Here is a 14,677-nt window from a genome sequence, read left to right on the forward strand (position 1 = left end):
GCTAACTGATTTTCATATCTCTTTAAATGACAGTTGTTTGTAAACCTTATGCCATCGGAAGTAACAGCAAAATCTTTAATTCCTAAGTCAATGCCCACCTGTTTTTTTGTTGGCTTCAATGGTTGATACTGCACTTCACAAAGTATGGATACAAAGTATTTACCTGTTGGTGATTTTGATACAGTACAATGCTTCACTTCACCCTTTAATTCTCTATGTTCGATGATTTTAATGCCCTCTTTAAATTTTGGGAAAAACAATTTCCCATTACTCACTTCAACAAATTGCGGAACTGTGAAACTGTTCTTTTTGCGTTTACTTTTAAATCGGGGGAACTTAGCATTGCCTCTAAAGAAGTTCACAAAGGCGGTGTCTAAATTTCGCAGGGCGGTTTGTAATGTTTGACTGTTTACTTCCTTTAACCATTCAGTTGCTTCTTTCTTTTTTAACTGGGTCAAAGCACCAGACTGTTTAATATAATTATCCGATTTTTTATTTTCCTTATACTGCTCAATTCTTTCGTTCAAAAAGTGATTGAACACAAAACGCACACACCCGAAATGCTTACTCAAAAGCAGTTCCTGTTGCTTTGTCGGCAACAATGCAAAACGGTATGTCTTATGTATTAATTTCAATTATGGATCAATTGATATATATAATGTATAGAATATACTACTTATATTTTCAATAAGTATAATTAAAGATAACTATTAATACACAATAATAATGTTAAAAAACCTTATAAGCAGTTATACTTCCACAAATTATTCAATGCATTGCTTAAAATACCATCTAATTTTTATGCAAGTATCCTAAAAAGCTGCTGATTGGTGGTTGGGATCATGTCAGGAAGTCTATTATACATTCAATTACTGCCAAATCTGATTTTGAAATTGAAGTATTTGAAAGCTAAAGCAGGAAATCACTATTGCAATTTGGCAAAAGCACAAAAACATATTGTCAAAGAACTTACGGAAAAAGCATGCTTTCTGGTCAGATGGTTACTTTGTTTGCTCTATTGGAGAAGCAAGTCCTGAAACTGTCCGTCAATATATTCTTTCACAAGGCTAAATTTTTCTTGTGCCTTACATCCCAAAAGCTAAAGACTTTCGGGTTTTGCGGCACGTTTTATTATAAAGATTCGGGGCCGCCTCTTGCAGTTGTTGGTATTCCCGTTGCAACTCCGCCGCTAACACCCGGGACAACATATCCTGTGCCTGCAGTACGGGACGGAATGGGATCGTTAGCAATAATAGCAGGATATATTTGGCGGGGGATTTCATAATGGAACTGGCGGATTTGTAAGTTTAATTTCCATTGGAACGAAGTAGCCCGACACTCCGTCCTGCAATTGCTTTTGGCAGGGATGCGCCTATTTAGGAATTACATAACTTTCCACATCCGAACCGGCAATGGTTTTACCACTTAAAATCACCAGTCTTTCCACCACATTGCGGAGCTCCCGGATATTCCCGGTCCAGTTATAGGATTGCAGCATTTTCAAAGCAGCCGTATCGATGCTTTTTTTGTTGATTCCATAATCAACGCAGATCTGTTCCAGAAACTGATCGACCAGCATGGGAATATCGTCACGGCGTTCATTGAGCGAAGGCACATGGATCAGAATTACACTGAGCCGGTGATAAAGATCCAGTCTGAAGCTTTTGAGTTCCACTTCCTGCAGGAGGTCTTTGTTGGTGGCAGCAATCACCCGTACATCGACGTTGATATCCTTGTCAGCGCCTACACGGGTAATCTTTCCCTCCTGAAGTGCCCGCAGCACTTTGGCCTGCGCACTCAGGCTCATGTCGCCGATTTCATCCAGAAACAGGGTGCCGCCATCAGCCTGCTCAAATTTGCCAATCCGTTGTTTCACCGCAGAAGTAAAAGAGCCTTTCTCATGACCGAAGAGTTCGGACTCGATCAGCTCTGTCGGAATGGCTGCACAGTTGACTTCTACCAGCGGACTGGCATTCCGTGCGCTTTTCTCGTGTATCCACCGGGCGACAAGTTCTTTACCAACGCCGTTCTCGCCGGTAATCAGCACCCGCGCATCCGTGGGTGCTACTTTATCAATGGTATCAATAATCTTTTTTATGGGTTCGGATTCTCCAACCATATCCTGTACCCTTGATATTTTCTTTTTAAGTACCCGGGTTTCAGTTACCAGATTGCCTTTTTCCAATGCATTCTTGATAGTGATCAACAGGCGGTTCAGATCCGGCGGTTTGGATATGAAATCATAGGCGCCCTTTTTAACCGCCTCTACAGCGGTTTCAATGGTACCATGCCCTGAAATCATAATCACCGGCATATCGGGGGTGAGTTCGGTCGCTTTCTTCAGGAACTCGACGCCGTCCATTTTGGGCATTTTTATATCACAGAGCGCCAGATCATATTTGTGCTGTTCCAGGAGTTTCAGGGCCTGTTCACCGTCCGCTGCCTCATCGATTTTATATCCTTCGAAGGATAAGATTTCGGTAAGGGTCTTTCTTATCGCTGCCTCATCATCAATAACGAGGATATGCGCACTGGGTTCGTTGTTTTTTGCTTTTGACACTCAAAAAAGTTTTTTCATTAAAAAGCCCATGGACAATGCAATTGCACCATGGACTTACAAAGATTGCTGTATTATAATTACTTGACCTGATACATGACTTCCTTGACCAGTTTCACGGTACGATTTACATCCGGTAACGCGGCTGCCACCAGGTTCGGTGCATAGTGCAGCGGGGCATCGGCGGCTGTGATCCGTCGAATCGGTGCGTCCAGGTAATCAAAGGCATCTTTCTGAATATTATAAGAGATTTCAGAAGACACTGAACCGAATGGCCATTGTTCTTCCACAATAACCAGCCGGTTGGTTTTCTTCACACTTTCCACAATGGTAGGAATATCCAGCGGACGGACGGTTCTCAGATCGATCACTTCCGCCTGTATGCCTTCCTTTTCCAGTTCAACTGCGCTGGCCAGCGCCACTTTCATCATTTTGTTAAATGAGACAATTGTGACGTCCGTTCCTTCTCTTTTGATATCAGCTTTGCCCAATTCAATATAATATTCTTCCTCAGGCACTTCCATTTTATCACCATACATTGTCTCGCTTTCCATAAACATTACCGGATCTTCCTCATAACGAATGGACTGCTTCAACAGTCCCTTGGCATCATAAGGATTACTGGGAGAAACAACTTTGATGCCGGGAATATTGGCGTATAAGGATTCAAAAGCAGTACTGTGCTGCGCACCCAGCTGACCCGCAGATCCGTTTCCGCCCCGGAACACGATGGGGCAGGATACCTGTCCACCACTCATGGCCAGCATTTTGGAAGCAGTATTCAGTATCTGATCCAGGGCCAATACGGCGAAGTTCCAGGTCATAAATTCAACAATAGGTCGCAATCCGTTCTGTGCGGCGCCTACACCTACGGCCGTGAAGCCCAGCTCAGAGATCGGCGTATCCAATATCCGGTTCGGGCCAAACTCGGCAAGCATCCCCTGACTCACTTTATATGCACCATTGTATTCCGCCACTTCTTCACCCATTAAAAACACCCTGTCATCTCTGCGCATTTCTTCTGACATCGCTTCTCTTAAAGCCTCCCTGAACGGTATTATTCTTGACATATTCTGATTTTATAAATACTTTTAAAGTGCAGCAAATTTAAGTGAGATGCCGGATACTACCAAAGTCAGTTTTTCAGCCGAAAACAGGCCGGATCAAGATGACAAAAACTAAAAAAACGGCGGTCATTTCCTTGAAATTTGCTTATTTTCATTAATTCAACGATGAGACGATTTGCCGTGTTCTCAATTTAATTATTCTTAAACTTAAATTCTTGCATTTATGAAAAAGTATTTAGCGGAAGCTTTCGGAACATTCTGGCTCGTTTTCGGCGGTTGTGGCAGTGCCGTTTTTGCTGCCGGCGTTCCTGAACTGGGCATCGGACTGTTGGGCGTAGCCCTGGCATTCGGCCTGACAGTACTCACCATGGCTTATGCAGTAGGTCATATTTCCGGAGGACATTTCAATCCTGCCGTTTCCTTTGGGTTGCTGGCCGGGGGAAGATTTCCCGCCAAGGAGCTGATTCCCTATATCAGTGCACAGCTGGTAGGCGCAATTCTGGCTGCCGGCGCCCTGTATATCATCCTGAATGGTGCAGGCGCTTTTTCCAGTGAAGGTGCAGGTGCCTTTGCCACCAACTTTTACGACAGCCCCGTGTATAATAACCGCAGTTTCAGCATTGGAGCGGCTTTTCTCGCTGAATTTATTTTGACGGCCTTCTTTGTCATTGTAATCATGGGCGCCACTGATAAATATGCAAATGGCAAATTTGCCGGTATTGCCATCGGCCTGGCCCTTACGCTGATTCACCTGATATCCATCCCGATCACGAATACATCGGTAAATCCTGCCCGTTCCACTTCACAGGCATTATTTGTAGGTGGACTGGCACTCAAACAGCTCTGGCTGTTTTGGGTCGCCCCCATTCTCGGAGCCGTGATTGGCGGACTGCTTTACAAAGGACTGCTGGAGAAAAAAGAACCAGCAACCACCTGAGATTCTGTTTAAATTTTTCAAAAATCCCGGCGTCCTTCACCGGGATTTTTTTTACCCCTTCGAAAGCGCCTGTAAGTAAGCCCGTATCTTTGTTGCATGCAGGACTATGATATCGTTATTATTGGTGGCGGCCCGATTGGTATGGCCTGCGCCATTGAAGCCCGCAAACATCAGCTCCGGTATATTGTACTGGAAAAAGGCGCCCTGGTCAACTCCCTGTACCATTATCCGGTCAATATGACTTTTTTCTCGACCTCCGAACGCCTGGAGATCGGTGGGGTACCCTTTGTTTCCAATAACGCCAAACCTACCAGAAACGAGGCCCTGGAATATTACCGCCGGGTCGCACAGAGTTTTGAATTGAATATCCACCTCTTCGAACAGGTGGAAGCTGTTGATAAAACAGCAGACCTGTTCCGGATCCGCAGCTCACGGGCCGTTTACCAGACTAAAAATGTCATTATTGCCACCGGATTTTATGATATCCCCTACCTGTTAAATATACCCGGTGAAAATTTACCCAAGGTCACGCATTATTACAGTGATCCACATTTTTACGCTTTCCAGGACCTGGTCGTTGTGGGGGCGATGAACTCTGCCGTCGATGCTGCGCTGGAAACCTATCGTAAAGGTGCCCGGGTGACCATGGTCATTCGGGGTGAAAATATTGGTTCCCGGGTCAAGTATTGGGTAAAACCCGACATTGAAAACCGAATCGCTGAAGGCGCCATCCGGGCTTTTTTCAACGCTACCCTGGAAGAAATCCACCCTTCTACTGTGGTAATAAGGGATCCTGAGGGCACGCATGTCATTGAGAATGACTGGGTAATCGCCGCTACCGGCTATCAGCCGGACCTGCGTTTTCTGGAGTCCGTAGGTATCCGGCTCAGTTCCGATGATCAGCGTACGCCCGAAATTGATGAGCAGACGCATGAATCCAATATCAGCGGTATTTATCTGGCCGGGGTGATATGCGGAGGTATGAATACCCACCGGCTTTTTATTGAAAATTCCCGCGAACATGCGGTGATGATTGTTTCCGATATCCTTAAAAAGAAAAAGGTATGAACTTCGGCTCCGATCAGATAAAAGAACGGCAGCTGAAAAAGCATAAACGTGTCGCCACCGGACTTTTTCTGCTGATGGTACTGCTTTATATCGGTACTACCTGGCTGCTGCGTACCCATCCGATGATTGGCCTGCAATATGTCAAGGCATTTGCGGAAGCCGCCATGGTAGGCGCGTTGGCAGATTGGTTTGCCGTCACCGCCCTGTTTCATCACCCGCTGGGTATCCCCATTCCCCATACCAACCTGATTGAAAACCGCAAAAAAAGTATTGGCGCAAATCTGGGCGGTTTTGTGGTAAATAATTTTCTGAATGCCCGTACGATCAAACCTTATATCCTGAAACTGGACACCAGCCGGTTGCTGATTCAATGGTTGCAGCAGGACAAAAACAAATCCCTGCTGCTCACGGAAATCAGCCGGTTACTGCGTGACCTGATCAGCCGGACAGACGAACAGCTTATCAGCGGCTTTATCGCCCGCAAATCCGCCCAATGGCTGCAGGAGCTGCGTTTAACGGATGCCGTTGCTTCGGGTATGGAACTGGTTATACAAAGAGGTGATCAGGTCCGGATATTGGATTATCTGGTCGGTAAACTAAAAGTCTATGTCACCGATCATGAAGCACTGGTACGGGAACGGGTCAAAAAGGAAAGTCATTTCCTGATACCCGGTTTCGTGGACAACCTGATCGCTTCCAAAATAGTCAGCGGTCTGACCAGGTACCTGAGCGAAATAGAACAGGATCCCCAACATGTGATCCGAAAAGACATCGACCGGCAACTTCACCTCCTGGTGGATCAATTGCGCACCAGCTCAAAATGGGAAGCGCAATTTCAGGAAATTAAAAATGCCCTGCTGGATGAAGCACGCCTGAAGCGGTATGCAGGTGCGATTTGGAAACAGCTGCAGACCGCGATCATTAGTGATCTGTCCGATACGCACTCGATGATACGTAAGTACCTGGAACAGACCCTTACCGAAATGGGTAGCAACCTCGAAGAAAATCCGGATCTGCAGGAAAAAATCAACCGATGGGTTCGTTTAAATGCTTACCGCTACCTGCTGAGAAATACCGAAAAAGCCGGCGAACTGATCAGCAATACGGTGGGCAACTGGGAAGGTCGGCAACTCAGTACCAAGCTGGAACTGGAAGTCGGTAAAGACCTGCAATTTATCCGTATTAACGGCACCCTGGTAGGCGGCCTGGTCGGTCTGCTCATCTATACCATCACCCGGCTGATCGAAACGATATAATTGAAATTTTCATGAACGACAAAACGATGTACATACAAATCAGTTTCCAGGATATCGACAGCGATCAGGCCGCTTTGCTGATCGCCAGGCTCGAAGCAGCAGCCGAGGGTTTTGAAGAAACCGAGCGGGGGCTGCAGGTATATTTCCGGGAATCCAATTTTGAAACCCCGGAGACCAGCCAGCTATTATCAAATCTGCAGCTGCCGTTTCGTGAATCGAAGCTGCCCGAACAGAACTGGAACCAGCTTTGGGAGTCGAATTTTGAGCCGGTGACGGTTGATGATTTCGCCGGCATCCGGGCGCATTTTCATCCACCCCTTCCTGGTGTGCAACATGAAATAATCATTACCCCCAAAATGAGTTTTGGTACCGGTCACCATGCGACAACTTTCCTGATGATGCAGGCCATGCGGCGGCTGGATTTCAAAGGAAAGGCGGTGCTGGATTTTGGAACCGGTACCGGTGTACTGGCCATTCTGGCCCATCAACTGGGTGCGGTGGAAGTACTGGCCAATGATATTGACAACTGGAGTATTGAAAATGCCCGGGAAAATTTTGCCGTCAACCAGGCAACAGCTATCCGGTTATTCCAGGCGGATCATTGTCGCACCGGACAAAGTTTTGATATCATTCTGGCGAATATCAACCGCAATGTATTGCTGGATAATATCAGCGATCTGGCAGCACAGTTATATCCCGGCGGCAAGCTGCTGCTCAGCGGGCTCCTGGAATCCGACCAGCAGCGATTAATAGAGGCAGCTGAAACTGCGGGACTGATTCTTAAAGAAAAAGCTAAAAAAGAAAACTGGATTTGTCTGTTATTCAGCAACTTATAATTCGCGAAAAGCAGGGTTCGGTATAATATTTCAATTAAACCCTTATATTTGAATTTCATTGTCCATCTGATTAATTTATATATCTAATAATGCTGGAAATTTTTCTCGTTTTATGCGCTTACTGTCTCGGAAGCATACCAACTTCTGTGTGGGTGAGCCGGTATTTTTTCAATATCGACATACGGGATTACGGCAGTGGAAATGCCGGGGCGACCAATACGTTCCGTGTGCTGGGACCACGCTGGGGTAGTTTTGTCATGGTTTGTGACGTACTCAAAGGATTTCTGGCTGTGAAACTCATTTTTTTATTACCCCCCTTTCATAATGAAATAGCCTTTCTGAACATGCAACTGATTCTCGGCATCGCTGCTGTTATTGGTCATGTTTTTCCCGTCTGGGCTGATTTTAAAGGAGGTAAAGGGGTTGCTACACTTTTCGGTTTGGTGATTGGCATTTCGCCCTGGACGGCGCTGGCCTGCTCCGGTGTATTTTTGCTGGTATTGTACCTGACCCGTTTTGTCTCCCTGAGCTCCATACTGGCTTCCATTGCTTTCCCGGTATTTATCCTGGTAATTTTTAATGTCGACAACTCTTTTTACAGAGTATTCGCCGTTGCGGTGGCACTGCTGGTCATCCTGACCCATCAGAAAAATATCGGCCGTATTTTAAGAGGCGGAGAGAATAAAGTCCCAATTTTTAAAAACAGGGACCGCCGCAGACAACGTGATTAGTTAACTGATCGTCTTTTTTCCCGGGATTATCTATTGAAACAGGTTCTTTACAGAAACATATCTCCCATCCTGAAGATTTGGTATAATGATTGATCTATATAAAGTCAATAACTAAAATCAATGCTATGTTCAAGAAACTTTTCGCGTTTATTATTCTGGCATCCGCTTCGCTGTCCTGCTCCACCAACGCCATTACCGGACGCAGTCAGTTAAAATTATTGCCCGAATCGCAATTGCAGCAGATGGCGGTGACCGAATACCAATCCTTTTTATCTACGAATAAGGTAGTTGCCAACTCATCCAACAACCGGGATGCGGCGATGGTCAACCGGGTAGGTCAGCGGATTGTGAATGCGGTAACCCGCTTCTTCAAGCAGAACAATATGTCGCAGGACCTGCAGGGTTACCAATGGGAGACCAGACTTGTTCAAAGCAATGAGGCGAATGCCTGGTGTATGCCGGGAGGTAAAATTGTCGTATATACCGGCCTGTTGCCGATTACCCAGAATGAGGCCGCACTCGCCAATGTCATGGGACATGAGGTTTCGCATGCCCTGTTTGGACATACCAATGAGCGGATGAGCCAAAGCATTGCCGCCCAGTACGGCACCAATATTCTTGATGCTTTTATGGCCAATAAGACCTCTTCCGGAATGCGCCAGCTTTTCGGTACCGCTGTCGGACTTGGGTCCCAGGTCGGTATCCTGGCCTTTTCACGTAAGCAGGAATTGGAATCCGATCATTATGGTATGATCTGGGCCGCCATGGCGGGATACAATCCGGAAGAAGCCATTGGCCTCTGGCAGCGGATGCAGGCCCAATCCAGTGGCGGTCGCCCTCCGGAATTCCTGAGCACCCACCCTGGTCCGGAAAGAAGGATCGAACAACTGCGTAAATACCTGCCGGAAGCCATGAAATATTACCAACCGGCCGGTAAATAAGTTAAAATAATTAACAATTCATAAACCATTATCATTCAGTTGATAATGGTTTTTCTGTTAAAACCCTGGCTGCTTTAAACATTTAAGCGTAAATTTGCAAAGCGTTTAAGGGCTTGTTATTCAAATTTACCTCTCAAGGGTGACATTTTTCTAATAAATTCAAAAGTTCTATGATTCAAACAGTTTTCGAAAAACTTCAGTACGCAGACGAAAAGAATCTTTTAATTCAAGGCCTCCCTTCCTCCATCGAAAAACAGTTCAGCAAACTTTCATTCGCCAAAAACATGACGCCCCTGCTTAGATCAAGGAAACTTGATTTTGCACTGGTATTTGCCGTTAATGAAAACCAGCTGAATAGCATTCTGAGTGATGTGATGCCTTCTTTAAAGGAAAATACGAAATTTTGGGTTGCGTATCCAAAGACCACCTCGAAGATCGTAACTGATCTGAACAGGGAGCGGAGTTGGAACAGGCTGACGAATGAAGGTTATGCCAGCATTGACAATGTGGAACTGGATCATGTGTGGACCGCGACTCGTTTTGAAAGACCGGTGGAAGAGCGTAGTGCTGCTTCTCCCAAAGAACGAAAAAGACAGCCGCAAATGGCTTGATTTACAAACATTTAACTAAAGGAAAACCGGCTATTATGGCCGGTTTTTTCTTTCGGCATAGTTATTGGTTCAGCTATTATAAATCAATATTTTATGAAAAAGCTAGTATTAATGGTAACGGCATTATGTATGACCGGCATTATGGTAAACGCACAGACTGAAAAAGGTAATGTTATTGTTGGCGCCCAATTGGCAAATATCGGCGCCAATATAAGGGAAGGCAGCAGCAGCTTCAATTTATCCCTGTCCCCCAGAGCGGGCTGGTTTATTAAGGACGACTGGGCCGTGGGTGCGGAAGTGAATCTAAACATGACTTTCCAGGAAGGTGATGATCCCATCGGCTGGGGTATCGTTCCTTTTGCAAGGTATTATTTTCCCGGAGAGGGATTTGAAGTGGTAAAAAAGACCCGGATTTTCGCTGAAGCAGGCGCCGGCGTCGGCGGTGAAGGAACCGGTGGTGAAACAACCACAGGCTTCAGGGGTTTTGCGGGTGCAGGTGTCGCTTATTTTGTCAGTGAAAATATCGCCCTGGAAACCGGAGCCCGGCTGGGGCTGATTGCCGGCAGCGGTGCAACCACCTTAAACCCGAATATCAATCTGGGCTTCCAGATTCACCTGCCTACCAAAAAATTACAGGAGATGCGGGGGGATGTTCAAAAATAATTCCGGAAAAGTTATATTAAAAAGGGCTTCTGATGCAGAAGCTCTTTTTTTATGGGGCGGCTACCGCCTCCTGCCCATACATCTGGTCCTTATATTTTAGTGAGGGAGAAGTAATAAAGGGTCCAATATTAAGTGCCTCCCATTTCTGATCTACCGCTTCAATGGTCGCATCATCCGCCACAATAATATTGGGCCAGTCACGTTCAAATCCATCCAATTCCCGGGTCTTAATGGTGCCATCCAGCCCCATTATAGCCTGATACCGGCCTGCCTGTTCCTTTCTGTAGATAAAATGATCCCTGCGGGGGTCGAGGTTATTACAAAAACGCCATAAAGCGGTCGCCAGATCGGTCGCATCAACCGTATGCTCCACATAAAGAATCATCTTTATACCGTCCATTTCAGGTAGGGCGGCCAGTTGGCGGTGCAGCTCCCGGACATGTCCTTTCCTGTTCTTGGCCACCGACACAATCAGGCAGGGGATTTCCGAAGAAAGCAGGGCTGCATTTACCGCTTTGATCTCGGCAAAGGCCTGCAGGATTTTTTCGGTATCCAGGCTGCCGGGTACCGGCAGGGCTTCATACAACTCATCTTTTTCCTCCTCGAATTTATAAGTTCCATCCAGGCAAAGTTTTCCACCAAAGCCCATTTTACTGCAGCTGTGGTCCAGCACATCCATCGGCCCCTGGGAGAAATAAATATCGGTTGCCGGATTTAAATGCTGAAATACGACACGGGCCAATTCCCGGTATTGACTTAGCGACAATTTTGTTGCACCATCCGGCCTGTCGGAGGCCAGAACCAGCATTTTATTAAACATCATCTGCCCGGCACCCCACATAGCATTCATTACCTTGGCGCCCTGACCGGCATACTGTTTATCAATTTTTGAAATCACCAGGTTGTGAAAAACGCCTTCCACCGGCATTTCCATGTCGACTATCTCCGGAACCAGGGTCATTTTAATCGGCGCCAGAAAAATCCGTTCAGTGGCTTTGCCCAGCCAGGCATCTTCCTGGGGCGGAATCCCGACGATCGTGGCCGGATACACTGCATTTTTCTTATGTGTAATGGCCGTAACATGAAATCGGGGGTACCAGTCAGGCAGGGAATAATATCCGGTGTGATCTCCAAAGGGACCTTCCCAAATCAGCTCCTCTGTCGGATCCAAATAACCTTCAATAACAAAATCAGCATCGGCAGGCACTTCGACATCGGGCTGGGTAATACAACGTACCAGTTCGACCTTACGTTTGCGCAGGAAACCGGCCAACATGTATTCATCTACATTCTCCGGCAAAGGTGCTGTCGCCGCGTAGGCATAAGCGGGATCTCCACCCAGGGCTACCGCTACCGGCATCCTTTTACCCAGTTTTTTATAGGCTTCAAAATGCTTGGCAGAGACCTTATGTTTGTGCCAGTGCATCGCGGTCAGTTGCGGACCAAAAACCTGCATCCGGTACATACCCACATTGCGCACCCCGCTTGAAGGGTCCTTGGTATGAATAACGGGTAGTGTAATAAATGGACCGCCGTCCTGAGGCCAGCAGGTAATTACCGGCAATTTACTGAGATCAGGCAGCCCGCCCCAGGGTTCTCCGGAAGCTAAGGGTTTTTCTGTCAGGATGATTTCCTGACAGGCACCACGTCCCTTTTTAACCTTCGGCATCCAGGAGGCAAAAGCACCCAGTTTTGGCAGCAGTTTCAATTTATCTATAATATGCTCCTTGGGCGCTGAAAGCAGTTGGAAAAGCCCTTCAATCTCCTTTGCCACATCGTTAAGGTCGGTCACACCCAAAGCCATACACATCCGTCGCTGACTGCCATAGGCATTCATCAGCACCGGAAACTCATAGCCCGTATTTTCAAACAGCAGGGCTTTGCCACCACCGGGTTCCTTGCTCATGCGGTCTGTAATCTCCGCTATTTCCAGATGGGGGTTCACATAGCTTTTGATACGGATCAACTCCCCTGCCTTCTCCAGTTCACTGATAAAGTGTTGCTGATTTCTATATGCCATTATCCCTTTTTGATTGGTGCGGGTACGGACCCTACTGAGCAGCCAGATCAATCATTACCGGCAGTTCCTTCACCAGATGATCCTCCCCGTTAAAACCAATAGATTTAAATTTTAATTTGCCATCCCTGCCAATGACGAATTTTGTCGGTATTCCGGATACATCAAAATCCTTCACCACTTTATCCTGCTCATCCAGCAAAACATGAAAACTGCTGTAATTGTTCTGCTCGATAAAGTCTTTGGCATTTTTCAACTTGTCTTCTGCATTTTCCCAGGTATTAACAAACAGAAAAACAACGCTGCTGTCTGCTTTATAATTTGCTACCATTTTTTTCATGCCCGGAAAAGAAGCTTTACAGGGACCACACCAGGTAGCCCAGAAATCCACTACGACGACTTTATCCCTGAGATCGTCGAGCTGTACGGCATGACCTTCCAGATCTTTCAGCGCAAAATCCGGTGCTTCGGAATTCAGCACCTGATTCTCCAGTTCCTTACGCATTTTGAGTAGGGCCTCTTTTTCCAAAGCCCCCAGGTACTGGTCGAAATTGCCGTTGGGATGCTTGCTGAGGTACCCGGCACGCAGCAACTCATTCATCTCCTGATCGGATTTACCGTCTTTCACAAACTGTTCCAGCATCGGAATGTATTTTCTGGATGACAGGGCTTTGGCGGCCACTAAGGCATAGGTCTTATTCAGACCGGTCTCCTGCCCTTTATGAATATCGATAGCAGCCTCTTTGGCATAGGGCAGCGCTTTTTTGGCTTTGCCTGCTTTGTACAACACCATTGCATAAGTGTCCGCATAGGTAGCATAGGCAGCCTCCCTTGCATCTGCCCATTTCCGGGCGGTCAGCATATCAGGTTTGGGACCTTCCGGATCCTTCCACTGCTTCCTTGCATACCGGCTCGCAAATGCCGCCAATTTCTCTGCCCGATCCAGGTTCTTTCCGGATTCCTGCAACTTCCAGGCGATGCTGTTATAGGCCTGTGCCAGCTGCTTTTCTTCCTTGATAGTAGCAGCCAGCTTATCAAACAGGTCCCACTGCGCTTCTGCGGCATAGGCGCTCAGCAGGCTTCTCTGGAAATAACCAATATAGGGATTGTAGGCCTCTTTATTCGCCGAGGTATCAGCTACCGCCAGCGTTTCCTGAAGAATTGCTGCCTTTTCATTATTGTCTTCCGCACCCTCAAAACGCTGGTAGTATTCCTGAGGCCCCGGAGCGGCATTGGCAGCCCCCGGAAATTTTTCATTCCCCAATTGTGTAAAAAACATGCGTTGCTGGCGCAAACCGGCCAGGCTGTACAGATTGACCAATTCGGTATAGTCCTGTTTGGCAGTCAGTCCTGCCTTGATCTTATTTTCTATTTCAAGCTGAACGGCTTCTGCACCTTTTTGTTTATCGACAGCCATCAGGGTACTCAGATACTCCATAATATAGGTAGATCTGGACTCCGGATAAGCTTCAAATTCCCGCTGGTAATAAGTAACTGCTTTCTGTGGGTCACTGCTGACGCCAAAAAAATTGTCGCCAAAATGCCTGTAAAAAGCAGCAATACCAGCGTTACTGCCCGCTTTTGGATGGCCCTCCTGGTAAAGCGGCACCAGGTAACCACTGTCCTGAGCATCATCGATCTTGTCATCTATGGCAAACCCGAAGGCCAGCAGACTGGCAGCACTGTCCGATTGAAAACTGCCCACCAGTTGACCATTGGAGCGTTTCAGGGGAATATCGATGATCTTATTACCCTTGCTGGAAAACTGCAACACATAGGCCTGAGGCAACTGCGGCAGTCCCGAAAGATCCCCGGACTGGCTGTATTCAAACCGGATCAACTCCCCGGCCCGGGGCTGCTGCGGCTGTATAACCAGACCGGTTTGACCTAAGGTCTGCAGCGTCAGCAGGCAGGTAATGGCGGTAACGAATTTTTTCATAATCGGTTGTAATTTTCAAATGTTTATAGGGAACCGCTGTTGTCGGAAAAGAAA

General features: G+C 46.8%; 14 protein-coding genes. 9 read left to right on the forward strand and 5 right to left on the reverse strand.

Annotated elements, in window-relative coordinates:
- On the reverse strand, positions 1–635 hold a 635-nt coding region (locus ACYVI9_RS13100; protein WP_460765084.1), incomplete at its 3' end, for an RNA-guided endonuclease TnpB family protein.
- Positions 636–921: 286 nt separating this feature from the next.
- Here ACYVI9_RS13100 and ACYVI9_RS13105 point away from each other — a divergent pair.
- On the forward strand, positions 922–1,071 hold the full coding sequence (locus ACYVI9_RS13105) for a transposase (RefSeq protein ID WP_460765494.1): 150 nt from the start codon (positions 922–924) through the stop codon (positions 1,069–1,071).
- A 301-nt stretch (positions 1,072–1,372) separates the two neighbouring features.
- Here ACYVI9_RS13105 and ACYVI9_RS13110 read toward each other — a convergent pair whose 3' ends face one another.
- On the reverse strand, positions 1,373–2,560 hold the full coding sequence (locus tag ACYVI9_RS13110; protein WP_460765086.1) for a sigma-54-dependent transcriptional regulator: 1,188 nt from the start codon (positions 2,558–2,560) through the stop codon (positions 1,373–1,375).
- Positions 2,561–2,637: 77 nt separating this feature from the next.
- On the reverse strand, positions 2,638–3,627 hold the full coding sequence (locus tag ACYVI9_RS13115) for a pyruvate dehydrogenase complex E1 component subunit beta (protein WP_460765088.1): 990 nt from the start codon (positions 3,625–3,627) through the stop codon (positions 2,638–2,640).
- A gap of 220 nt (positions 3,628–3,847) precedes the next feature.
- Here ACYVI9_RS13115 and aqpZ point away from each other — a divergent pair, with 220 nt between their 5' ends.
- The 8 genes from aqpZ to ACYVI9_RS13155 all read left to right on the forward strand — a co-directional run bounded on the left by aqpZ (position 3,848) and on the right by ACYVI9_RS13155 (position 10,667).
- The gene (aqpZ, locus tag ACYVI9_RS13120; protein ID WP_460765090.1) at positions 3,848–4,561 is read left to right on the forward strand and encodes an aquaporin Z; all 714 of its coding nucleotides are present in this window, start codon (positions 3,848–3,850) and stop codon (positions 4,559–4,561) included.
- A gap of 96 nt (positions 4,562–4,657) precedes the next feature.
- Positions 4,658–5,629, forward strand: a complete 972-nt coding sequence (locus tag ACYVI9_RS13125) for a YpdA family putative bacillithiol disulfide reductase (protein ID WP_460765092.1) — start codon at positions 4,658–4,660, stop codon at positions 5,627–5,629.
- Positions 5,626–6,885, forward strand: a complete 1,260-nt coding sequence (locus tag ACYVI9_RS13130; RefSeq protein ID WP_460765094.1) for a DUF445 domain-containing protein — start codon at positions 5,626–5,628, stop codon at positions 6,883–6,885. The genes ACYVI9_RS13125 and ACYVI9_RS13130 overlap by 4 nt, the downstream gene beginning before the upstream one ends.
- A gap of 11 nt (positions 6,886–6,896) precedes the next feature.
- Positions 6,897–7,721, forward strand: a complete 825-nt coding sequence (gene prmA, locus ACYVI9_RS13135) for a 50S ribosomal protein L11 methyltransferase (RefSeq protein ID WP_460765096.1) — start codon at positions 6,897–6,899, stop codon at positions 7,719–7,721.
- An 89-nt stretch (positions 7,722–7,810) separates the two neighbouring features.
- On the forward strand, positions 7,811–8,452 hold the full coding sequence (gene plsY, locus ACYVI9_RS13140; protein ID WP_460765098.1) for a glycerol-3-phosphate 1-O-acyltransferase PlsY: 642 nt from the start codon (positions 7,811–7,813) through the stop codon (positions 8,450–8,452).
- Positions 8,453–8,577: 125 nt separating this feature from the next.
- Positions 8,578–9,393 carry a M48 family metallopeptidase gene (locus ACYVI9_RS13145; RefSeq protein WP_460765100.1) on the forward strand — a complete coding sequence of 272 codons (816 nt, stop codon included), beginning with the start codon at positions 8,578–8,580 and terminating at the stop codon, positions 9,391–9,393.
- A gap of 170 nt (positions 9,394–9,563) precedes the next feature.
- Complete coding sequence (locus ACYVI9_RS13150) at positions 9,564–10,004, forward strand: hypothetical protein (protein WP_460765102.1); 441 nt, start codon at positions 9,564–9,566, stop codon at positions 10,002–10,004.
- A 93-nt stretch (positions 10,005–10,097) separates the two neighbouring features.
- Positions 10,098–10,667 (forward strand): hypothetical protein, encoded by a 570-nt coding sequence (locus tag ACYVI9_RS13155; RefSeq protein ID WP_460765104.1) that lies wholly within the window; start codon positions 10,098–10,100, stop codon positions 10,665–10,667.
- A gap of 49 nt (positions 10,668–10,716) precedes the next feature.
- On the opposite strand, the gene ACYVI9_RS13160 is transcribed toward ACYVI9_RS13155, so the two are convergent.
- Together ACYVI9_RS13160 and ACYVI9_RS13165 are read right to left on the reverse strand one after the other, a co-directional pair.
- A complete protein-coding gene (locus tag ACYVI9_RS13160) occupies positions 10,717–12,687 on the reverse strand; it encodes a menaquinone biosynthesis decarboxylase (RefSeq protein ID WP_460765106.1) in 1,971 nt (656 codons plus the stop codon).
- A gap of 31 nt (positions 12,688–12,718) precedes the next feature.
- Positions 12,719–14,623 carry a TlpA family protein disulfide reductase gene (locus tag ACYVI9_RS13165; protein ID WP_460765108.1) on the reverse strand — a complete coding sequence of 635 codons (1,905 nt, stop codon included), beginning with the start codon at positions 14,621–14,623 and terminating at the stop codon, positions 12,719–12,721.
- Positions 14,624–14,677 lie beyond the last annotated feature (54 nt).

The sequence above is a fragment of the Niabella terrae genome (genome assembly GCF_054783135.1).